The 21,106-nt window shown below is 64.0% G+C and carries 17 protein-coding genes; 3 read left to right on the top strand and 14 right to left on the bottom strand.

Going from position 1 to position 21,106, the window contains the following annotated elements:
* Position 1: 1 nt before the first annotated feature.
* The 14 genes from HK353_RS01990 to HK353_RS01925 all read right to left on the bottom strand — a co-directional run bounded on the left by HK353_RS01990 (position 2) and on the right by HK353_RS01925 (position 15,965).
* Positions 2-1,423, bottom strand: coding sequence for an FtsX-like permease family protein (locus tag HK353_RS01990; RefSeq protein WP_173151732.1), 1,422 nt, complete (start codon positions 1,421-1,423; stop codon positions 2-4).
* Entirely contained in the window at positions 1,420-2,196 is a 777-nt protein-coding gene (locus HK353_RS01985; RefSeq protein WP_173151730.1) for an ABC transporter ATP-binding protein, read from the bottom strand. The genes HK353_RS01990 and HK353_RS01985 overlap by 4 nt, the downstream gene beginning before the upstream one ends.
* 171 nt (positions 2,197-2,367) lie before the next feature.
* Positions 2,368-2,559: a hypothetical protein gene (locus HK353_RS16890; RefSeq protein WP_245395709.1), complete on the bottom strand. Its 192-nt coding sequence runs from the start codon at positions 2,557-2,559 to the stop codon at positions 2,368-2,370.
* A gap of 372 nt (positions 2,560-2,931) precedes the next feature.
* Positions 2,932-4,536 (bottom strand): polysaccharide pyruvyl transferase family protein, encoded by a 1,605-nt coding sequence (locus HK353_RS01975; protein ID WP_173151728.1) that lies wholly within the window; start codon positions 4,534-4,536, stop codon positions 2,932-2,934.
* Positions 4,537-4,820: 284 nt separating this feature from the next.
* Complete coding sequence (gene groL / locus HK353_RS01970) at positions 4,821-6,413, bottom strand: chaperonin GroEL (RefSeq protein WP_173151726.1); 1,593 nt, start codon at positions 6,411-6,413, stop codon at positions 4,821-4,823.
* Between the two features lie 36 nt (positions 6,414-6,449).
* Complete coding sequence (groES, locus tag HK353_RS01965) at positions 6,450-6,743, bottom strand: co-chaperone GroES (RefSeq protein ID WP_039209993.1); 294 nt, start codon at positions 6,741-6,743, stop codon at positions 6,450-6,452.
* Positions 6,744-7,133: 390 nt separating this feature from the next.
* The gene (locus HK353_RS01960) at positions 7,134-8,375 is read right to left on the bottom strand and encodes a ubiquitin-like domain-containing protein (RefSeq protein ID WP_173151724.1); all 1,242 of its coding nucleotides are present in this window, start codon (positions 8,373-8,375) and stop codon (positions 7,134-7,136) included.
* A gap of 218 nt (positions 8,376-8,593) precedes the next feature.
* Entirely contained in the window at positions 8,594-9,604 is a 1,011-nt protein-coding gene (locus HK353_RS01955; protein ID WP_173151720.1) for a TatD family hydrolase, read from the bottom strand.
* Positions 9,604-11,319 carry a methionine--tRNA ligase gene (metG, locus tag HK353_RS01950; protein ID WP_173151718.1) on the bottom strand — a complete coding sequence of 572 codons (1,716 nt, stop codon included), beginning with the start codon at positions 11,317-11,319 and terminating at the stop codon, positions 9,604-9,606. Before metG ends, HK353_RS01955 begins: the two co-directional genes overlap by 1 nt.
* Positions 11,320-11,483: 164 nt before the next feature.
* Positions 11,484-12,548 carry a hypothetical protein gene (locus HK353_RS01945; protein ID WP_173151716.1) on the bottom strand — a complete coding sequence of 355 codons (1,065 nt, stop codon included), beginning with the start codon at positions 12,546-12,548 and terminating at the stop codon, positions 11,484-11,486.
* 298 nt (positions 12,549-12,846) lie between these two features.
* On the bottom strand, positions 12,847-13,719 hold the full coding sequence (rsmI, locus tag HK353_RS01940; RefSeq protein ID WP_173152107.1) for a 16S rRNA (cytidine(1402)-2'-O)-methyltransferase: 873 nt from the start codon (positions 13,717-13,719) through the stop codon (positions 12,847-12,849).
* A 164-nt stretch (positions 13,720-13,883) separates the two neighbouring features.
* Positions 13,884-14,315, bottom strand: a complete 432-nt coding sequence (locus tag HK353_RS01935) for a DUF4190 domain-containing protein (RefSeq protein ID WP_173151714.1) — start codon at positions 14,313-14,315, stop codon at positions 13,884-13,886.
* A gap of 142 nt (positions 14,316-14,457) precedes the next feature.
* The gene (locus HK353_RS01930) at positions 14,458-14,913 is read right to left on the bottom strand and encodes a DUF4190 domain-containing protein (RefSeq protein ID WP_173151712.1); all 456 of its coding nucleotides are present in this window, start codon (positions 14,911-14,913) and stop codon (positions 14,458-14,460) included.
* A 323-nt stretch (positions 14,914-15,236) separates the two neighbouring features.
* Complete coding sequence (locus tag HK353_RS01925) at positions 15,237-15,965, bottom strand: DUF4190 domain-containing protein (protein ID WP_342589781.1); 729 nt, start codon at positions 15,963-15,965, stop codon at positions 15,237-15,239.
* Positions 15,966-16,176: 211 nt separating this feature from the next.
* On the opposite strand from HK353_RS01925, the gene HK353_RS01915 reads away from it, so the two are divergent.
* The 3 genes from HK353_RS01915 (at position 16,177) to HK353_RS01905 (ending at position 21,071) form a co-directional block, all read left to right on the top strand.
* Positions 16,177-18,210, top strand: a complete 2,034-nt coding sequence (locus HK353_RS01915) for a dolichyl-phosphate-mannose--protein mannosyltransferase (protein ID WP_245395708.1) — start codon at positions 16,177-16,179, stop codon at positions 18,208-18,210.
* 516 nt (positions 18,211-18,726) lie between these two features.
* Positions 18,727-20,187 carry an acylneuraminate cytidylyltransferase gene (locus HK353_RS01910; RefSeq protein WP_245395707.1) on the top strand — a complete coding sequence of 487 codons (1,461 nt, stop codon included), beginning with the start codon at positions 18,727-18,729 and terminating at the stop codon, positions 20,185-20,187.
* Positions 20,184-21,071 carry an N-acetylneuraminate synthase family protein gene (locus HK353_RS01905; RefSeq protein WP_173151708.1) on the top strand — a complete coding sequence of 296 codons (888 nt, stop codon included), beginning with the start codon at positions 20,184-20,186 and terminating at the stop codon, positions 21,069-21,071. The genes HK353_RS01910 and HK353_RS01905 overlap by 4 nt, the downstream gene beginning before the upstream one ends.
* Positions 21,072-21,106: the final 35 nt, after the last annotated feature.

The raw sequence follows: 21,106 nt of genomic DNA, 5'->3' as shown, positions 1-21,106 counted from the left end.
CTCACACAGCTTCGAGCGCCTCGACGGGGCTGATCGAGGTGGCCGCGCGGGCGGGTTCGCGGCTGGCGATGAACACGGCGATGAGGGTGCCGACGATGACTGCGATGACGACCGTCCACGGCACGCTCGGCCCGAAGAGGCCGAGCAGGGGCGAGAGCAGGGTCAGTGCGCCGACCCAGCCGAAGCCGATGCCCAGCGGGACGGCGACCGCGCAGGCGGTCAGGCTCAGCTGCAGGCCTTCGGCCGTGATCATGCGACGCACGCGCTTCGGGGTCTGGCCGAGCGCCATGAGCAGCCCGATCTCCTGAGTGCGCTGACGCACGGAGAGCATGAGGGTGTTCGCGACGCCGATGACGGCGATGATCACGGAGAAGAGGATGAGGGCCAACGCGAACAGCATCGACTTGTCGATGACGGTGGCCAGCGCGTCCTCGAGGCCGCCCCACCCTTCCTCGCCGAGCGACCTGGCATACCGCAGCAGCTGATCGCGGAAGGTCGTCATGGCGGTGGCGAACATGACGATGAGCGTGATGCCGATGACGAGTCCGATGACCGTGCGTGCGTTCCGGGTGGGATGGCGGGCGATCGTCGATGCGGCCAATCGGGACACCGCGGTGCGCCCGCACAGCCAGCCCATCGCCGCCTGCAGGGGCGGCAGTATCCACGGGTGGCCGATGATGACGCCGATGAATGTCAGGCTCGAGCCGAATGCGGTGAGCACCACGCTGATCACGCTGATCCGATGATCGGCGGCCCCGATCACGGAATTGACGAGGAACGTCAGCCCCATGGACAGCAGAATCAGCGAGGCGGTGAGTCCGCCGAGTGAGGCCCGGGCATCCTCGGGCCGGAGCTCCACCGCCTGCGAGGTCGCCTCGATCGGTGAGATCCCGGTGATGCGGCGCGCACCCAGGTACGCCGAAGCCCAAGTCACGATGATTGTGGCGAGCGCGGGAACGGCCATGGTCGGGGTGAGGAGGGCGACCTCCTCGGTGATGGCGCTGCCCAGATAATTCTGGGCCGCTTTCGCCAGCCCGGTCGACGCCGCGAAGGCGAGCACCGCCGCAGGGACGGAGATGATCAGGCCCTCCACCGAGGCGGCCCTGCGCAGTCGTTTCGACGACGCCCCGATGAGGCGCAGCAGAGCCAACTGGCGGCTCCGACCGGCGATGATGATCGAGAACGTGTTCGCAATGACGATCGTGGAGACGAAGAGAGCGATGAGGAAGAAGGTGACACCGATCATCGACAGGAAGTTCTGCGCGGTCTCGGACTCGGCGATGATCTTCTCAGACGACAGCCACGCGGTCAGTATCGCGATGCCCTGCATGATCGCGGTGCCGAAGAGGGCGGCGATGAAGACGACGAGGACGCTGGGGAAGAACTGCCGCGGGTTGGTTCGGATTTCGCGCAGCGGGTTCATCGGCTCACCGCGGATTCGGCGCGTTCGTCGATGTCGAGCATGGTCGAGGCGATCGCTTCGGCGGTGATGGTGTCGTTCAGTTCCGTCACGGGGATGCCGTCGGCGATGAAGATCACGCGGTCGGCGTGGGCGGCGACGGTCGGGTCGTGGGTGACGAGCACGATGGATTGGCCGAAGTCGCGGACGGCCTCGACCATGATCGCCATGACTTCGCGACCGGACTTCGCATCGAGGTTGCCGGTCGGTTCGTCGGCGAAAAGGATATCGGGGCGAGTTGCGAGCGCCCGGGCGATGGCGGTGCGCTGCTGCTGGCCGCCGGAGAGCTCGTTGGGTCGGTGTTTGAGGCGGTCTTCCAGCCCCAGGCGGTGGACGACCGTGGAGATCCAGGCGCGTTCGTCGGCATTGGGCCGACGGTCGTCGAGTTCGAAGGGCAGGCGGATGTTCTCTTTGACGGTGAGCGTGGGCACGAGGTTGAACGCTTGGAAGACGAAACCGATCCGGCGGCGGCGCAGGGCGGTGAGGTCGTCGTCGCGCAGCTTCGTGATCTCCTGTTCGCCGAGGTGGACTGAGCCCGAGGTGGGACGATCGAGTCCGGCGAGGACGTGCATGAGTGTTGACTTCCCCGAGCCCGAAGGCCCCATCACCGCGGTCAGTTCGGCCGGTGCGATGTCGAGGCTGACCCCGCTGAGAGCCGTGACCGCGGCCCCTTTCGGATCGAAGACCTTCGAAACGTCGCAGAGTCGGGCGATGGGCATCGTCGGGCCGGTGGTCATAGATTCCTCATGCGTCGGTGCAAGCTGTCATTTCCAGACTAACGAGGATCAGCGCTCGGAAACATGAAAAGCGACTGGCCAGTAGGTGTGAGCGAGCTGTGTACAGCGGGTGCTCTGGCCGCACGGCTTCTCTTGTGGTCCACTTGGGAGATGACGAATCCAGCTCTCCACCTATCGAGGTCCACCGACGCCTCCCCCGCCGAAGTGGCCGCCTTCGCCGGCGATCCCGCGAACCTTCCGGCCTGGGCCGCGGGACTGAGCAATGGAATCCGCGAGGCGGGCGGCCGCTGGATTACCGACTCTCTGACGGGTGAGGTCGAAGTCCGCTTCGGCCCGCACACGGATCTGGGCATCCTCGATCACGACGTGATCTTCCCCGACGGCACGATCGTGCACACCCCCTGCGGGCGCTGGCCAATGATGCCGGCACCGAGGTGGTCTTCACTCTGCTCCGTCTGCCCGGTGTCACCGACGCCGAGTTCAACCGGGACGCCGACATGATTCGTGCCGACCTCGCCCGACTGCGCACCCAGCTCGTGAGCGACCGCGCCTGAACAGACCGGCTACGCATAGCCCCACGTCCGAGCGCGTCCTAGACGACAAAAAGTGCGCAACCTCGACTAGGTCAGTGGCATCAGGTTTTTTCTACACCCGTCTCTGAAATGACCAGGTTCTTCGGTGTGCATTCCAGAGCAGGGTGTGCCGAACTTGGAGTTCTGAACGCCCAAGGCGCGCTCAGCCCTGCCGGCGGAGCTGCGCCGGCGCCACCTCGTTGCGGCGCTGCGCCGACTCGATGAAGTGCTTGCCGACAGTTTTCGTGCCGCGTCGGACCTGTCGCTTGAGCTTCCGCTGCCAGCCGCGTATCTTTCTGGCCGCCTTCACCGCGAGCATGCTGTCCTGCCGCTCGTGCCTGGCGTTGCTGATTTCCAGGGCCGCAGCTGCGTCTTTTGCCTGCTTTCGCGCCATAGCCAACTGGCGGTCGCGTTTGGCCAGCAGCAAACCGAATTCTTCAATTGCTGAAAGCCGCGCACGATTACCGGCGGGAGCGGAGTCAAACGGGTTGTCCACCTCGTCGGCATGGAAGAATCCCGGCGCCGGCACTGATGAAACGTTCGGTTTCTCACCGGAACCATCACCGACGGTGTGCGCGACAACGAAGTCCCACCATTCCTTGTGCTCCGCGCGACGGTGAGTCGCACTGTCCCGCAGCGCTGAAACGAGGGTGTCCCGGTTCTGAGCCACACCGATTCCGGTCGCCACAATATCGTCGACCGACTCGACGGGGAGGACGAATTGCTCCATCCCGACATTCTCGGCGGCCCCGCGCATCCGGATAGATGAGTAGAGATTGGGCACGAGAGAAATGAAAGGCACCGCGGCTGCGCCGGCGAAAATCCCAGCGTGATAGCGAGTGCCGATGACGAACTCTGCACTTTCAGTCAATGCGATGAGTTCGCGGGCGGTGAGCATCCTCGTGGATGTGACGGTCTCCCGTCCGACCTCGGCTGCGATCTGCTCGTTGGTCAGCTGGTCTCTGGTCGGTGTCGCCGGAGGCAGCCCGCCGCCGTGAGGAACCAAGAGGATGTTCAATCCGGTTTCGTCGGCGAGGCGGCGGGTGATCTCGACGAGATGGGCGTGATAGGCCCCGTCGGAGAGCACTGGAGACGATGCCTTCTCAGCGAAGCTGGCCAGGATGAACCGTTCCCTCGTCAGATCCTCGACAGCGTCACGGTTGACATCGTGTGCTTCGAGCGAAAACGCGTCGTCGACCTGTCGGCGCACAACTGCGCGTTTGCCGCCGACTTGTTTCGCGAACGTTGTCGTATAGCTTTCCCTGCTGCCGACGAATTCGGCATCAGCCAGGAACTCATAGACGAGCTTACGGTCCTCGTCATAGATCAGTGGGCCCAGAGTCTGGCTTGTCAGAGCGTAGGGCTTCCCCAGCGCTTTTGCGATCCGCCCAAGGGTCACACGTTCATAGATATGGTGAGCGAACATCGAATTGAGGTTTCCGCCTCCTGCGATGAGAACAGCATCAGAAGCACGGACAGTGTCGATCACTTTCAAGGCCGGGTCGTTTGCTCTGAGAGCGCTTTGAGTCCCGTTGCTCTCTACATGTTCAAGGATCTTCTCCATGCGGACGACATTCGGCTCACGGTCCCGCTTGAATCCGATCCGGGAAACAGCATCGACTCCGTACATCTCGGCGGCGTGTTGAGGTTCACCAGCAATGAGAGTGATGGAGATGTCCGTACGGGCACGGAGCGCATCGATAGCCAGTTCGGTCATGGCTTCATCGCCGAGGTGGTAGAACCGACTCCAACCGACGTCGCCGATCATCGTTATGCGTTTCATGTCTCCCTTGGATCTGATGACAGGTCCCGTGCCGGAAACCTTCGCGACACACTAGTCTCGACGAGCTTCCGGAACGTGAATGTGGCAAGACGGGCGGGTGAACACACATCTGGTCGGAAGACTGCCTCGGTGAGCACGGACAGCCAAGAACCGTGCAGGTAGGAGAACAGGGCACGGCCGCCTCGGTGACGGTGAATGCGACAGTGGCCCGGAACGTGATGTTCCGGGCCACTGTCGTGGTCAGAGATGAGTCAGTCCGAGCGGATGGCTCAGTCCTCGTCCTCGTCTTCCTTCTTCTCGACGACCAGGGTCTCGGTGGTGAGAACCAGGGCGGCGATCGAAGCGGCGTTGCGCAGCGCCGAGCGTGTGACCTTGACGGGGTCGATGATTCCGGCGCCGATGAGGTCGCCGTATTCGTCGATGGCGGCGTTGTAGCCCTGGCCGGACTCGAGGTCCTGGACCTTGGCGACGACGACGTAGCCGTCCTGGCCCGCGTTGGCGGCGATCCAGCGCAGCGGCTGGACGACTCCGCGCTTGACGATCTCGGCACCGGTGAGCGCGTCACCGGACAGTCCGAGGTCGTTGCCGTCGAGGACCTTCGCAGCGTGGATCAGAGCCGATCCACCGCCGGCGACGACGCCCTCTTCGATGGCGGCTCGAGTAGCGGACACGGCGTCTTCGACGCGGTGCTTGCGCTCCTTGAGCTCCACCTCGGTGGCGGCGCCGACCTTGATGACGGCGACTCCGCCGGAGAGCTTGGCCAAGCGCTCCTGCAGCTTCTCGCGGTCCCATTCGGAATCGGTGTTCTCGACCTCGGCGCGGATCTGAGCGACACGACCGGCAACAGCATCGTCGGCACCGGCACCATCGATGATGGTGGTGTTGTCCTTGGTGACGGTGATGGTGCGGGCGTTGCCGAGCTCTTCCAGCGTGACCTGGTCGAGCTTCATGCCCATGTCCGGGGTCACGACCTGGCCACCGGTGAGGACGGCGAGATCCTCGAGGATGGCCTTGCGACGGTCACCGAAGCCGGGAGCCTTGACAGCGGCGACGTTGATGATTCCGCGCAGCTTGTTGACGACCAGGGTCGACAGAGCTTCACCCTCGATGTCCTCGGCGATGATGAACAGCGGCTTGCCTGCCTGCTGCACCTTCTCGAGGACGGGCAGGAGCTCCTGGATGTTGGAGATCTTGCCCTGGTTGATGAGGATGAGAGCGTCGGAGAGCACAGCCTCCTGGCGATCGGCATCGGTCACGAAGTGCGGCGACAGGAAGCCCTTGTCGAACTGCATTCCTTCGGTGACCTCGAGTTCGACGGACGCGGCCTGCGACTCGTCGATCGTGATGACGCCGTCCTTGCCCACCTTGTCGAACGCATCGGCGATGAGCTTGCCGATCTCAGGCGACTGAGCCGACAGACCGGCGACGTGTGCGATCTCCGAGGAGTCGGCGACGTCGCGGGCGATCGTGCCCAGCTGCTGCGAGACGGCCTCGACGGCGGTCTCGATGCCGCGCTTGAGCTGTCCGGGTGCGGCACCTGCGGCAACGTTGCGCAGTCCTTCGTTGACGAAGGCCTGAGCGAGAACGGTCGCGGTGGTGGTTCCGTCACCGGCGATGTCGTTGGTCTTGGTGGCGACTTCCTTGGCCAGCTGTGCGCCGAGGTTCTCGTACGGGTCGTCGACCTCGACCTCACGGGCGATGGTCACACCGTCGTTCGTGATCGTGGGAGCGCCCCACTTCTTGTCGAGCACGACGTTGCGGCCCTTAGGTCCCAGCGTCACCTTGACGGTGTCGGCCAGGGTGTTGACGCCCTTTTCGAGCGCACGACGGGCTTCGTCGTTGAATTCCAATGATTTAGGCATTCGTCCTCCTGTCAGTGAAGTAGTTGTTCAGGGGATTCAGCCGATGACGGCGAGCACGTCGCGAGCCGAGAGCACGAGGAACTCTTCGCCTGCGTACTTGACTTCAGTGCCTCCGTACTTGGAGTAGATGACCTTGTCGCCGACGGCGACGTCGACCGGCACGCGGTTTCCGTTGTCAGCAACGCGGCCCGGGCCCACTGCGACAACTTCGCCTTCCTGAGGCTTTTCCTTGGCGGTTTCGGGAATGACCAGACCACTGGCGGTAGTCTGTTCTGCTTCGACCTGACGGATGACAATCCGATCTTCGAGTGGCTTGATGGAGACCGACATATCGGGCCCTCTCCCTTCGCTGGGTTCTATTTCATCGAGTCAGACGGCGGCTGCTGCCATGAACCTCTCGTCGTCGCGGGTGCCGAGCGATTCGACCGTCTCATGAAACTGGCACTCAATGAGTGCTAGTGCTAATTCTGACTCTAGAACGCTCTTAGCACTCGGTCAACTTGAGTGCCAGCAATTCGTCATGCTCTGGGCGAAAGTTCAGATTGGGCCCCGCGCGGAGGTGGAGCCGGTGCCGAAAAGCGTGGGCCCCGAGGATCTCTCCTCGGGGCCCACGCTCCTTGCTGACCGCCTCAGCTCAGTTGTCGATATCTGTTGTCAATGGCGGCCAGAGTTCTTTGCCTTTGCAGACGCTCAGTCGGTTGCCGCGAACCTGATCTCAGATCAGGCGCAGGCCCACTGTCCCCAGCCGGCTGCGGCCTGGAGCTTCTTGGCACGCTCGAACTGCTCCCGCGGGCTGGCGTCAACCGGGTTGCCGCTGCCGCCCATGGACTGCCAGGTCTGGAGCTTGAACTGGAACAGACCGAAGTGTGCGTTGTTCGACTTGTTGACCGCACGGGGGTTGAATTCCGACTCGCACTTGGCGACCTGGTACCACTTGGACCCGGGGCCACCGAGCATCGCCTTGATCTCAGCGGTGCTCATGTCGCCGCCGCCGGAACCGGATCCGCCGCCGGTGCTCGAGTCACCGGAGTCACCCGAACCGGAATCGCCGGAATCACCCGAACCGGAATCGCCGGAATCACCCGAGTCGGAGCCTCCGGTGTCCGCCGGTTCTTCCTTCTTCTTGGTGCCCTGAATGACGACCTTGGCCTTGGGTTCGGAGACGATTTTCTCGTCCTTCTTCTCCTTCTTGACCTCTTCGCCGTTGATCGTCTTGACCTTGTAGGTGACCTGCTTCTCGCCGTCCTTGCCTTCGGTCTCGACCTTGGTCTCACCCTCGTAGAGGGAGTCGGACTTCTTGGTCTCGACCTCGGCCTTGATGGCCTGCTTGTCCTTGACGGTGTCGTTCTTCACGCGGTTGACGGTCAGCACCTGGCCGTCGGAGACCTCGGCGGACATCGGTACGGACAGGAAGTCGTCTTTGTCGAGCTTGACGCCCGTGTCCTTGAGAGCTTCCTTGGCGGTGCCCACAGCGGCCGAGACCTTATGGTCCTTGCCGTCGGCGACCACGGTGAGATCCTTCGACGTGGTCACGTCGATGTCATTGCCCTTGTCCTTCAAACGCTGGCTGGCCTTCGCGTTGAGGTCGGCGCCCTTCGCGTCGACACCCAGGTCGGCCAGAGCCTGACCCACGGTGTTCGCGTTGGTCCATTCGTTCGTCTCTTTGCCATCGACGGACAGCGCAACCTTCTTCGCCGTGTTGACGGTGATCGTCATGTCACGGTCGACCTTGGTGCCCACACCCGGCTTGACCTGGTCGCGCTTATCGACATCGATTTCATGGCTGTCGAGGATGTCCCCGACCGTTCCACCGAAGGTTCGGATCTCTTCGGCCTGTCCGTTGACCTCTAAGGTCACGGGCTTGTTCATGGTCACAACCGCGCCCGTGCCACCGACGAGTCCGGTGATCACGACCGCCTGTGCAGCGATCTGAACCTTGCGGTTCTTCAGAAAATCAATCACAAAAATATCCCTGAGCAGAGTTTATCGACCTGTTCACTGTAACCGATTCGTTACACGGTTCGCAAAATATCACGGAAATGTAACGGTGTGAGTTTCCTGAGGGCGTGTCTGACCTGGAGTTCCCCGTGTTTCCAGGGCATTCCCGCTCGTGATATCTCCCCGCCGAGGCGGCGCTGCGTCCCGTTATCTCGCTCACAGAACGAAGGGCTGGGCCCGGCTCAGTCCCAGCTGCCGAGGGCCCGCTCCGCGTTGTTCCACACGGCCGCGCACAGATCCTCTTCGCTCATCCCACGCACCTCGGCGAGTTTCCGCGCCGTGATCGCCGTGAGGTAAGGACCTCCCGGCTTCCCGCGATGCGGGTGAGGGGTGAGGAAGGGTGCGTCGGTCTCCGTCAGCAGGAGCTCCAGTGGAGCGGCAGCCGCGGCCCGCCGCAGCTCGTCGGCGTTTTTGAACGTGAGGTTGCCGGCGAAGGACATGTAATAGCCTTCGGCCGCACATTCGCGGGCCATCGCCTCGTCGCCGGAGTAGCAGTGGAAGATCGTGACCTCGGGAGCGCCTTCCTCCTTGAGGATGCGCAGCACATCGGCGTGTGCCTCCCGATCGTGTATCTGCAGTGCACGTCCGGTGCGCTTGGCGATCTCGATATGAGCTCGGAAGGAGCGCTGCTGTTCGGCAACTCCCTCTTCTGCCGTGCGGAAGTAGTCGAGGCCGGTCTCCCCCACCACGCGCATGCGCTCATGCGAGCTCACGAGCGATTCGATCTCGGTGAGAGCATCGCCGAGCAGGCCGCGCTCGGCCAGCCTCGGAGCTTCGTTCGGGTGGAGGGCGGCCCCGCCGATCATCCATGTCCGCCCTCCGGAAGGAGGAGGCGGCACGGTGCGTGCAGCTGCTTCGCCGGCTACGAGCGATGATGCCGCATCGCTGATCGGATCGATCCCGGAAATACCTGAGTACTGGGATGCGACGAGCGCGGTCGTCCACCGGGCGGCCGGAAGGTCGCAGCCGATCTGGACGATGCGACGGACCCCCGCCTCGGCGGCGGTGTCATGGAAGAAATCCAGCGACGGGAACTCTTCGTCCGCGTCCGGGGTCACCTCGGGTTCGGGTTCACCAGACCCCAGCGGCAGCCGCACACCCGTGCAGATGTCGAGGTGGGTGTGGGTGTCGACGATGGGGTGAGGCAGCGGTTCGGGCACCGGTGGATAGGTTCCGGCGGCGCGTGAGGCCATTATTCGGTCTCCTCCACGAACTTCGGGAACACGGGTTCGGGCTTCGGCAGGGGCGTGCCCGGTTCGAGCGGGAACCCGACGGCCGCGAACGACCGGGGATCCGCCTCGGCGGCGGCGATGCCATCGGCAGCGGCCTCGACGACATTCGGCGCCAAGGCGGCCGACGCGTAGGCGGCACCAGCGGCGACGCCGATGGCCGCACTCGCGGATACAGCTCCCATCGCCTCGGCGCCGGACCCGGAATCGACGGCGGTCGGCAGGACCTTCGCACCGGCCTCACCGGCGCCGGCGGGCACACCGAGGAGGTCGAGGATCTTGCCCGCAGATTCGGGCATGACCGGCTGGATGAGGATGGAGATGATGCGCACGACCTCGATCGTCACCCACAGCACGGTGGCCATGCGATCGGGATCGGTCTTCTTCAGCTTCCACGGCTCCTGCGCGGAGAAGTAGCGGTTGGCCTCGGACAGCACCTTCCAGCAGGCTTCGACGTAGAGGTGGAGGGCCTGGGTGTCGACGTGGCGCCGGGCGGTGTCGGGCACGGCGCGGGCGAGGGCGAGGAGTTTCTCGTCCGCCTCGGTGAGCTCGCCCGGCTGCGGGACCTGGGCGTCGCAGTTCTTCTGGATCATCGACAGCGAGCGCTGGGCGAGGTTGCCGTATTCGTTGGCGAGGTCGGAGTTCTTCCGAGTGATGATCGAGTCCTTCGTGTACGAGCCGTCGTGGCCGTAGGAGAACTCACGGAAGAGGAAGAAGCGCAGAGTGTCCAGGCCGAAGGCGTCGACGAGGTCGAGTGGGTCGACGACGTTGCCGACGGACTTCGACATCTTCTCTCCGGAGTTGAAGAGGAAGCCGTGGGCGTGAACGCGCTTGGGCAGTTCGATACCGGCACTCATGAGGAATGCGGGCCAGTAGACCGAGTGGAAGCGGATGATGTCCTTGCCGATGATATGGACGTCCGCGGGCCACCACTTCGCGAACTTCTCCTCGTCGTCGGGGTAACCGGCGGCGGTGATGTAGTTCGTCAGAGCGTCGATCCACACGTACATCACGTGCTTGTCGTTGCCGGGCACCGGCACACCCCAGTCGAAGGTCGTGCGGGAGACCGAGAGGTCCTTGAGCCCGGAGGCGACGAACGAGGCGATCTCGTTGCGGCGGGAGTCAGGGCCGATGAACTCGGGGTGGTTCTTGTACAGCTCGAGCAGCTTGTCCTGGTACTTCGAGAGGCGGAAGAAGTAGGACTCCTCTTCCGTCCAAGTCACCTCGGTGCGGGTCTCCTTGGACAGGCGCACGCCGTCGACGACCTCGGTCTCGTCGTCGGTGTAGAAGGCCTCATCGCGCACGGAGTACCAGCCGGAGTACGTGTCGAGGTAGATGTCGCCGGCCTCTTCGAGCTTGCGCCAGATGGCCTGCGAGGCTGCGTAGTGGTCTTCGTCGGTGGTGCGGATGAACCGGTCGAAGGTCGAGCCGAGGGCGAGTTGGGTGTCGCGGAAGTTCTTCGCGTTGTCGTCAGCGAGTTCTTTGGGGGTGATGCCGAGCTTGTTCGCCGCCTGCAGCATCTTCAGTCCGTGCTCGTCCGTGCCGGTGCAGAAGAAGACCTCGTGATTGTCCAGTCGCTTGAACCGGGCGATCGTGTCGGCCGCAATGTACTCATAGGCATGCCCGATGTGAATGGCCCCGTTGGGGTAGGCAATCGCTGTCGTCAAGTAGTAACCCATAGGGAACTCAGTCTAAGGGACGCGGCGCGGCAGGCGCGCATGGGCTGGTGAGGGTGGACTTGCCGAGGATTCGTGAATAGCCCAATTTGCGGTGAGTAGCCCACGTTTGAAGATGGGCTGCTCACCTCGGACTGGGCTGAAACAGTTCGCACCTGGACACCAGCTCACAGAACCAGCGGTTTCCCACATCGACGACGTAGTTCAGGTGCCTGAAAGAAGAGCTTCTGTCCGAAGGTCTTCGGGTCCAGAACTTCATTGAATTTGAAGCGCACGATCTTATAGCCCATCGCCAGCAGACGATTGTGCTGTCGGCTCTCCTTGTTCATGACGTCGAAGCCGCCATCAACGTACTTCTGAGTCCCATCGACGTAGAGTGCGACTCTATCGTCACGGAACAGGAAGTCGAGTCTCGTGAGAAGTCGGCTGCCATCGGCAATATTCACCTGCTGCACGAAGTCGTGCAGACCCAGAAGATGCAGATTGAAGGCGGCTCTGCTCTCCGCATAGCTTTCGGACAACGGTGATGCGAGTGAGACCAGTCTCGCGGCCACCTTTGCGCCCCGCGCCAGGCGATCAATGGGCGCTGCGAACAGAGCTGCGACTGCACCCGGAACCTCGTCCAGCAGATGTGCCGGATACCCGAGCCTGAAGATCAGATCCTCGTCGTCGCCGAGAAGATGCCATCTGACCACCTGCTCCATCGCGGCAAACGCCGCAGCGCAGCCGAGTTCGGCCCGCAGATCCAAGGCAGTTCGAGCCGGAGTAGTGACGCGAAGACCTTCCACCTCGGAGACGTCTTCAACTGCGATTGTTCTGCGTCGCCTGATCAGCTCGGGTGATTTGGTGCTTGATACGGGGTGGAACACCGATACTGGTTCGTCCGGCTCATCGAACATACCGATTCTGTGCAGCCGGGCCGCCGAAATCCCGAACACGATGTCTCCTGCGCGGTAGTGGGGATAGTGGAGGACCTGCAGACGCTTCAGATTCGCCTCGTATCTGCGTTGCTGGGACCGCTCCTTGTCGCGTCCTTCCTCGTGATACGTCATCCAAGCCGAGTCCGTGGCGAAGGGAGCGAGGTATCGGTGAGCACGGACTTCACAACGTCTGACGACCATATAGACTCCACGAGAGAGCTTCCGCAGACAGCAGCCTAAAGTGTTGCGGATGTCTGCCGTTGAGGCTCCAGCATTGCGAAGGTCCGTGAAATACACGACGTTGTTCTTCATGCCGGCACACTGCCGAAATCTACTTTGATTCAGCAATGCTCGATCCTGTGGCTGTGGAATCAACTCCGGGGTCCACACGGCGACAGCGCCTCAGTAAGGAGTCAATCAACAGGCCTCAGCGCTCGAGTCGAGTCGTCGACCGGCTTCGGCAGATCGTGCCTTTCGCACCAGGCTCGTTTGAGGAGTAGCTCAACCGCGCTGATGGCCCAGGTTGAGGTGAGTAGCCCACTTTCTGCCTTGGGCTATCCACCCGAAACTGGGCTGCCGGCTATCCACAGCCAGTTGCGCACGAGTCGTGTCACTCGCGGTGGAGCCAGGCCTCGTAGACGTCGCGCTTCGACAGGCCGAACTTCTTCGCCACCTGCCCGGCCGCATCCTTGGCACGTACGCCGGAGTCGACCAGTGCGCTGACCTCGCCGAGGTGGTCCTCCGGAGCCGTTTCGACCTCGGTGGCGCCGGCGAGCACGAGGGTCAGCTCCCCGCGCAGTCCTTCGGCGGCCCGATCGCGCAGTGAACCGACGGTTCCGCGCAGGGTCTCCTCGTAGGTCTTCGTCAGCTCGCGGCTGATGGCCATCGGACGGTCGACGCCGATGATCTCGGCGAAGTCGTCCATCGCATCGGCGATGCGGTGCGGGCTTTCGAAGAAGACCATCGTCCGCTTCTCCGCTTTGAGTTCGGTCAGCAGGGTCTTGCGCTGCCCGGACTTGCGCGGCAGGAACCCCTCGAAGCTGAACCGATCGCTCGGCAGCCCGGAGACCGCAAGTGCCATGAGCACCGCGGACGGCCCCGGTGTCGAGGTGATCGGAAGTCCCGCCTCGGCGCAGGCCTTGACCACGCGGTAGCCGGGGTCGGAGACGGCGGGCATTCCGGCGTCCGAGAGCAGAACAACGGTCTCACCGGCGTCGATGATGTCGACGAGTTCGGGGGCACGGTGGCCCTCGTTGTGGTCGAAGACGCTGATGACCCGCTTCGTATGTGTGAGGTCGAGCCGCTGCGCCAGCGACAGGAACCGGCGCGTGTCCTCGGCGGCGATGACATCGGCAGTTTCGATGGCCTCCCGCATCCGCGGGCTCGCATCGCCGAGGTTGCCGATCGGAGTTCCGACCAGGATCAGTCGACCGCCGGTGAGGTTCGGACCCGAACTCAGTCCCGCGTCATCGGCCCGGTCGATGTCGCCGGAGGGGGCCGCCTCGGTGGGGTGGTCGTCGGCTCCGTGGCCGGCCGCCTCGGTGGGGTTGTCGTCGGCTCCGTGGCCGGCCGCCTCGGCGAGGCCCTCGTCTGAGCCTGGATCCACGTCCGTGGTGAACTCAGAGTTCGGATTCAAGCAATCCTCGATCACGAAGCGCTTTCAGCCGCGAAGAGCACGGCGAACATCCCGACGTAGAGAAGGATCATGAAGACCCAGAAGAGGATCCAGAGGATGGTTCCGATGTAGCCGACCCAGAGGGCAGCGATCGCCATGCCGTCGCCGCGCTCACCGCGTTCGCGGATCTGCTTGCGGGCAATGTGGCCCATGATGATGCCGGCGATGCCGCCGATGAAGACGGACGAGATGACGCCGAAGATCGAGGCGCACATGCCGACAATGGCCAGCACGTTGGTCGGTGGCAGCTGCTGGTACACGTAGCCGGGTCCGCCCGCGTACTGCGCATTGGCAGCGTAGGCGCTGTTCTGACTGTACGACTGGGCACCGTACGAGCCGCCCGCGTTCGACTGGGGCTGCTGGTAGTACATGTCCGGGTTGTCCCAGTTGTTCTGGCTGCTCATAGCGAAGTCTCCTTGTGGTTGCCTTCAACGGTACAGAGTCGTCGGTGGCGGCAAAAGGCGGGGCGGTTACAGGTCAATCACAGTTGAAGATGCGGGACCGTGGGGTGGGATGCCGGGTCTGCCTAGCCGCGGCAACGCGGCATCAGCTGACGGTGCCTCCTCCAGCGGTGATCGCCGCGCCGATCATGAGGGCGATGACGCCGAAGTAGAGCAGCCAGAACGCGACCCAGAAGAGCACGCTCAGATAGCTCAACCACAGCCCGGCGACGGCCATTCCGTTGCCGCGTTCTCCGCGGGCCTTGATCTGCGAACGGGCGATGTGGCCGAAGATGATGCCGACGAAGCCGAGGAAGAAGAACGATGAGATGAACGAGATGAGGCCGAGCACCAGCGCGACGATCGACGAGGAATTCGTCGGCGCCACCTGCTGGTAGACGACGACCGATGCTCGGTTTCCGTACGTCACGGGAGCCTGGACCAGGGCCGGAGAGTGGGCCGGAGTATGAACCGGCGCGGGCGTGTGGGCTGCGACGGGGGCGTGGACCGGACCGTTCGATCCGGTGTAGGTGTTCCCGAGGGGCAGTACGCGAGTGTTCATGTCCGTTCCGTTCCGCTGGCTGTCGTTGATCGTCAGGGCTGTTCCGGGCCGTCCTCGACGGTCGTCCCGATGTCTGAGATCAACGCTACCCACCTGCGGCGAGCACGGCGGCCGAATCGTGTTGCAGTCCTGCACCACAGGTTGCAGAATCCCCTCGCCGAGGCGACCCGACCGCCCCGTACCCGCGTGACCTCAAGGTGCACGCAGCACCACGGGCAGACGAGTCCCGGGTCGTGCCGAGCGACCCGACCGTCCCGTACCCGCGTGACCTCGGCCGTCCGCCGAGGTCACACGGGACTGCGCCGAGTTCACCAGGGGGCAGCTCAGTAGCTGCTCATCATGCCCAGGAAGCCGATGCCGAGGATCCCGATCATGACGATTGCCATGATGAGCCCCAGAGCGATGGTCACGTAGCCGATGATGAGACCGGCGATCGCCTGTCCGCGGCCTTCCTCGCCGGTGCGCTTGATCTGGCCGAGGCCGATGTGGCCGAAGATGACGGCGAGCACCGGTGCGATCCACAGGAACATCGCGATGATGCTGAAGATGATGCCGATGACCGGAATCATCGAGAGCAGACCGCAGACGAATCCGCCGCCGATTCCGGCGATGCCCATCCACATCGACCATACGGCCATCTTGTTGGGTGCGGGCCGGACGAAGACCGGCTGCGCGCCGTAGGTCATCGGCTGGCTGTACGCGCCCGACTGGCTGTAGCTGTCGTAGGCGTTCGGCTGGCTGTAGCTGTCGTACGCGCCCGGCTGGCTGTAGCCGCCTGACTGTCCGTATGCATTCTGCTGTCCGTACGCGTTCTGCTGTCCGTATGGGTCGGATTGCCCATAGGAGTTCTGCTGCCCATATGGCTGTCCCTGCGAGTACTGTCCCGCGCCGGAACCGTACTGACCTGCGCCCGAACCATACTGGCCAGCACCCGATCCGTACTGTCCGGACTGTCCCTGACCGTACTGCGGCTGGGATCCGTAGTTGTTGTTGAACTGCTGCGAGCCGACCTGGGGAGGATCGCTCGGGCGGTAGTTAGGATTGTTCGACACTTTGTGCACCATTCGCTCTGACTCCGGCTGTCTCCCACTACTCTAGTGATCCCTGCAGTCGAATGCCCAAGAATCCTGCTCAAGGTGCCGAACCTCATGCCGGCCCGCCTGCCCGGCGCACCCTCGCTCCCCACCCCGCACCAACAACCGCAGCCCTTCCCTGCGGGTCGCATGTGAGCCCCGCCCGCCGAGATCTCTAAACTGGACTCCGATGACACACACCGCAGACTCCCCGGCCCCCACCAGGCGCATCGCCCGCGAGCGCCTGGCGAGGAAACGCGAAAAGGTGCGTGCCGGCGCCGCTGCGATGCGCCGCGAAACCTTCCACGCCGGCATGTGGGCCACCCGCGCGCCGCTGTGGATGTGGCCGGCCCTGCTCGTCATCACCGGAATCGGTGCGGCCCTGAGATTCTTCCGCCTCGATTTCCCACACCGCCTGATCTTCGACGAGACCTACTACGTCAAGGACGGCTATTCGGTCTTCAACTTCGGCTACGAACGCTCCTGGCCCGAGAACGCCGACGACTCCTTCAACGCCGGCGATCCCAGCGTCATCGAACCCACCCCCGAATACGTCGTCCACCCGCCGCTGGGCAAATGGCTCATCGGGTGGGGCATCGACCTCTTCGGCGCCGACGATTCGTTCGGCTGGCGCTTCACCGTGGCGATCATCGGCACGCTGACGATCTTCCTCCTCGGCGTCATCGCCTGGAAGCTCTTCCGCTCGGCATTCTTCGCCTGCGTCGCCGCCGGCCTGCTCGCCATCGACGGCGAGCACTTCGTCCACTCCCGCACGAGCCTGCTCGACATCGTGCTCATGGCCTTCGTCCTCCTCGCCTTCTTCTTCATCCTCCTCGACCGCGAGCAGGTGACGAAGCGCCTGGCCGCATGGACCAAGCGCACCGCGGAGATCGACAGCTTCGCACCGTCCCGCACCCAGCAGAATCCAGAACGCCTCACCGAGGCGGCCACCACGTCCACGTCGACCACCTCCGAGGCGGCCGTTACCTCCCCCGCCGACCCGAGTGCAGTCCCCCGAACCTTCCCGACCACGCTGACCGAGTCGATCACCTCCGCTGCTCCCATCACCGAGGCGGCCCCGCCCACCGCGGAAGCCCGACGTCGGCGTCGGACGAAGTCCAGGGACGTGATCAACTTCGGGCCCCGCCTCGGCGCGCGTCCGTGGATCTTCGCCGCGGGGATCAGCCTCGGCTTGGCTACCGGAGTGAAGTGGTCGGGTCTGTATGCGCTGGCGGCGTTCGGGATGCTGCTCGTCCTGTGGGATGTGCATTCGCGGTATCGGGCCGGGGTCGTACATCCGTGGCTGGGCATGCTCATCCGCGACAGCATTCCCTCGTTCTTCAAGCTCGTGCCTATCGCGCTCGTGACTTATGTGGCGTGCTGGACCGGGTGGATCCGGTCGGATGATGCCTGGGACCGGCAGTGGGCTGCGGAGAATTTCGGCTGGTGGCGTGCGCTGCCGGACTGGTTGGACTGGCTGCCGTCGCTGGCGCACTATCACTACACGGCGTACTCGTTCCATGTCGGGCTGGACTCGGAGCATCCGTACATGTCGAACCCGTGGGGTTGGATCGTGCAGTGGCGGCCGACGTCTTTCTACTACGAGTCCTACGACCGGGGCGATATGGGGTGCACGGTCGCGAAGTGCTCCTCGGCGATCACCTCTGTGGGCAACCCTGTGATCTGGGGTTTGGCCGGCTTGGCTGTGCTCGTCTGCCTCATCGTGTGGATCATCCGCCGTGACGTCCGCCCCGCCGTCATCCTCGCCGGCCTGGCAGCGACCTGGCTGCCATGGTTCGCCTACCAGGAGCGGACGATCTTCACCTTCTACACCATCGTCATGGTGCCCTTCGTCGTACTGGCCGTGACGTACTGCCTGACCCTCGTCTGGGGTCGGGTGCCTTTGGGTGGTCGAGCGCCCGGGGGCGCCGACGGTGGTGCGGCCGGTAGCCCGACCAGGGTCAGACTCGCGGGCAATGGTGCGGCTTCTGCCGAAACCGTCCCATCGGATTCTTCAAGCCACTCCGGCGCCGCTGCACCTATCCGGTCGACGAAGCAGCGTTTCGCTCGGATCTCCGCGGCGCTGTTTGCCAGGCGGCTGAGCGTCGGCCTGTTCCTCGTCGCAGCGATCCTCGCCTTCGCCTATTTCTGGCCCGTCTACACCGGTGAGGTCATCCCGTTCTCGGCCTGGAACAACCGCATGTGGAACGTCACGTGGCGCTGACCGGCTGACGTTGGCGTACACCCACGCGCCGCACTGGCTCCGTCGAATCACGCCGCCGGCAGCTTCGGACCGCGCGTCATCGACTTCCATTCGACCTGTCATCTAGTTCTGTTCCACTCGTCATCACCTTTTGATCAGATACTCGCCTTCGAACCCGATGATCCGTCCAAAAGGCGATGGAGCGATTCACAGGCCTACCCAAAAGGCGATGAGGCCGGCATAGGCAGCGTGCACTCAGAGGTGACCACCGCCTGAGCATACTGACACCGAGGTGTCTCCCGTGCACTTTCTGTGCCACGGCTACCGGTCGCGGGCACAGCGGATGGCTAGAACTTCGCCGCACTGCCCCGTCCGCCGCCGACCAGCGGGCTTGGTCCGTCACGGGTTCGCCATCGAAGGGTCGCCTCGGTGACATGACGTGTTCACCTTGAGGTAACACCCCGTCGTTAGCGTCGAATCATTGTGAATGACCAATCGACGACCTACGAGCCCAACGCAACCGAGTTTCAGTCGGAAATGAAGCCGGATGCGCGCACCACCGTGGCCGCGAACCAGACGGCAGAAAGCACCACCGCACCAACCAGCACCACCTCCCCCACTCCACACCGCACCGTCGCGATCATCCCCGCGCGCGGAGGATCCAAGGGCATCCCGCTGAAGAACCTGCAGAAGGTCGCCGGAGTCTCTCTGCTCGCCCGCGCCATCAACGCCGCCCAGGCCAGCCCCAGCATCGACCGTGTCATCGTCTCGACCGACCACGACGGAATCGCAGCCGAAGCCCTGCGTGCCGGCGCCGAGGTGGCCCACCGCCCCGCCGAGATCGCCGGCGATGCCGCCACCAGCGAATCCGCGCTCATCCACACTCTGTCGACCCTCGATGAAGACTTCGACATCACCGTGTTCATGCAGTGCACCTCCCCGTTCATCGACTCCGCCTCGATCGAGAACGCGGTGCGCACGGTCCGTGACGACGACGCCGATGTCGTCTTCTCCGCCGTCGAAGACCATTCCTTCCTGTGGCGCCTCGACGACGACACCCAGGCAGTGGCCGTCGGACACGAAGCCAGCTTCCGCCCGCGCCGCCAGGACCGCGCCAAGCACTTCAACGAAACCGGCGCGTTCTACGTCATGCGCACCTCCGGCCTCATCGAGCACGAACACCGCTTCTTCGGCCGCATCGGCATCGAGGAGGTCCCGCCCGAGCACGCCCGCGAGATCGACGACATGTCCGACCTCACTCTCGTCCGCGCCATCGCAGCATCGCAGACCCAGGAAACCACTCAGGTCATCGACGTCGACGCCCTCGTCACCGATTTCGACGGCGTCCACACCGACGACGGCGCCTATGTCGACGAGGACGGAAATGAACAGGTGCGCGTCCATCGCGGCGACGGCATGGGCGTCTCCCGACTCGTGAAGTCCGGCGTGCCCGTGATGATCCTGTCGAAGGAACGCAACCCCGTCGTCACCCGCCGCGCAGAGAAACTCAACGTCGACGTCGCCCAGGGCATCGACAACAAGGCCAGCATCCTCGACGCGTGGATCACCGCCAACGACCTCGACCCGGCCCGAGTCGCCTACGTCGGCAACGACATCAACGACCTCGAGGCCTTCGACGTCGTCGGCTGGCCCATCGCCGTCGCCGACGCCCACCCGCGCGTCCTCGCCGCCGCCCGCGTCATCCTCGACAGGCCAGGCGGACGGGGTGCGGTGCGTGAGGTCTGCGACCTCATTCCCATCCCCGCCGAGGCGGCCGAACCCCTGCCGAATCCGACCCTGACCTCACTGCGGTCGCCCACCGGTCACCCATCGACCTTGGCAGGCCACCAGTCAGGACACCTGGCCGGCCATCAGTCGGCGGCCATGTCCGGCCATGCGTCCGCCTTCCCCGACCAGCAACCATCCGTCCCGCGGCACCAGCCGCAGTTCACCAACCGCGCGGAGATTTCGCGTGCCAACCGAAAGCAGGTTTCATGACTGATCAACTCGCCCCCGTGGCCATCGGAGAGCACCTCGTCGGCCCGAACCAGCCCGTGTACATGATCGGTGAGATCGGCATCAACCACAACGGCGACGTCGACATCGCCAAGCAGCTCATGGATGTCGCCGTCACCGCCGGTGCGCAGGCAGTGAAGTTCCAGAAGCGCAACCCCGAGGTGGCCGTTCCCGAACACCAGAAGTCGAAGATGCGCTCGACCCCGTGGGGCGAGATGACCTACATCGATTACAAGCACCGCGTCGAGTTCGGCATCGACGAGTACACCGAGATCGACCGATACGCCAAGGAAGTCGGACTCCAGTGGTTCGCCTCCCCGTGGGACACCGACTCCGTCGACTTCCTCGAGACCGAATTCGATGCGCTGACCTACAAGGTCGCCTCGGCCTCGCTGACGGACTTCGAACTGCTGCGCGCGATCGCCGCCACCGGCAAGCCCGTCCTGTGCTCTTCGGGCATGTCCGACTGGGAGACTCTGGACAAGGCCGTCGAGGTCTTCGACCGGGACAAGCTCGTGCTCATGCACGCCACCTCCACGTACCCGCTGCCTCCCGAAGAGGTCAACCTCACGGCGATCCCGGCCATGCGCGAACGCTACGGAGTTCCCGTCGGCTACTCCGGTCACGAGCTCGGCCTCGAGATCTCGTTCGCTGCCGCCGCTCTGGGCGCTGCGACCATCGAACGTCACATCACGCTGGACTCCTCGATGTGGGGATCCGACCAGTCCGCATCGATGGAACCGCGCGAGTTCGCCTCCCTCGTCAAGGGCGTCCGCGTCCTCGAAACCGCGTTCGGCGACGGGGTCAAGCGCGTCATGCCGGGCGAGGAGTCGAAGATCGATTCGCTGCGCAAGGTCACGGCCTGAGCAATCGGCGAAGCCACCTCGGCGAGGTTCTTCCC

The organism is Brevibacterium permense (genome assembly GCF_013280495.1).
Lineage (GTDB): Bacteria > Actinomycetota > Actinomycetes > Actinomycetales > Brevibacteriaceae > Brevibacterium > Brevibacterium permense.
Note: the sequence above shows the minus strand (reverse complement) of the source record. Positions and strands in the feature narration are given on the sequence as shown.

Bases quoted from the DNA above. Each gene is read 5' to 3' on its own strand.
- HK353_RS01990 (WP_173151732.1), bottom strand. From the start codon at position 1,423: ATGAACCCGCTGCGCGAAATCCGAACCAACCCGCGGCAGTTCTTCCCC.
- HK353_RS01975 (WP_173151728.1), bottom strand. From the start codon at position 4,536: ATGATCGGCGACGTCGGTTGGAGTCGGTTCTACCACCTCGGCGATGAA.
- HK353_RS01915 (WP_245395708.1), top strand. From the start codon at position 16,177: ATGACACACACCGCAGACTCCCCGGCCCCCACCAGGCGCATCGCCCGC.
- HK353_RS01910 (WP_245395707.1), top strand. From the start codon at position 18,727: ATGAAGCCGGATGCGCGCACCACCGTGGCCGCGAACCAGACGGCAGAA.
- HK353_RS01935 (WP_173151714.1), bottom strand. From the start codon at position 14,315: ATGAGCAGCCAGAACAACTGGGACAACCCGGACATGTACTACCAGCAG.
- HK353_RS01955 (WP_173151720.1), bottom strand. From the start codon at position 9,604: ATGGCCTCACGCGCCGCCGGAACCTATCCACCGGTGCCCGAACCGCTG.
- HK353_RS01985 (WP_173151730.1), bottom strand. From the start codon at position 2,196: ATGACCACCGGCCCGACGATGCCCATCGCCCGACTCTGCGACGTTTCG.
- groES (WP_039209993.1), bottom strand. From the start codon at position 6,743: ATGTCGGTCTCCATCAAGCCACTCGAAGATCGGATTGTCATCCGTCAG.
- HK353_RS01945 (WP_173151716.1), bottom strand. From the start codon at position 12,548: ATGAAGAACAACGTCGTGTATTTCACGGACCTTCGCAATGCTGGAGCC.
- groL (WP_173151726.1), bottom strand. From the start codon at position 6,413: ATGCCTAAATCATTGGAATTCAACGACGAAGCCCGTCGTGCGCTCGAA.
- HK353_RS01930 (WP_173151712.1), bottom strand. From the start codon at position 14,913: ATGAACACTCGCGTACTGCCCCTCGGGAACACCTACACCGGATCGAAC.
- metG (WP_173151718.1), bottom strand. From the start codon at position 11,319: ATGGGTTACTACTTGACGACAGCGATTGCCTACCCCAACGGGGCCATT.
- HK353_RS01905 (WP_173151708.1), top strand. From the start codon at position 20,184: ATGACTGATCAACTCGCCCCCGTGGCCATCGGAGAGCACCTCGTCGGC.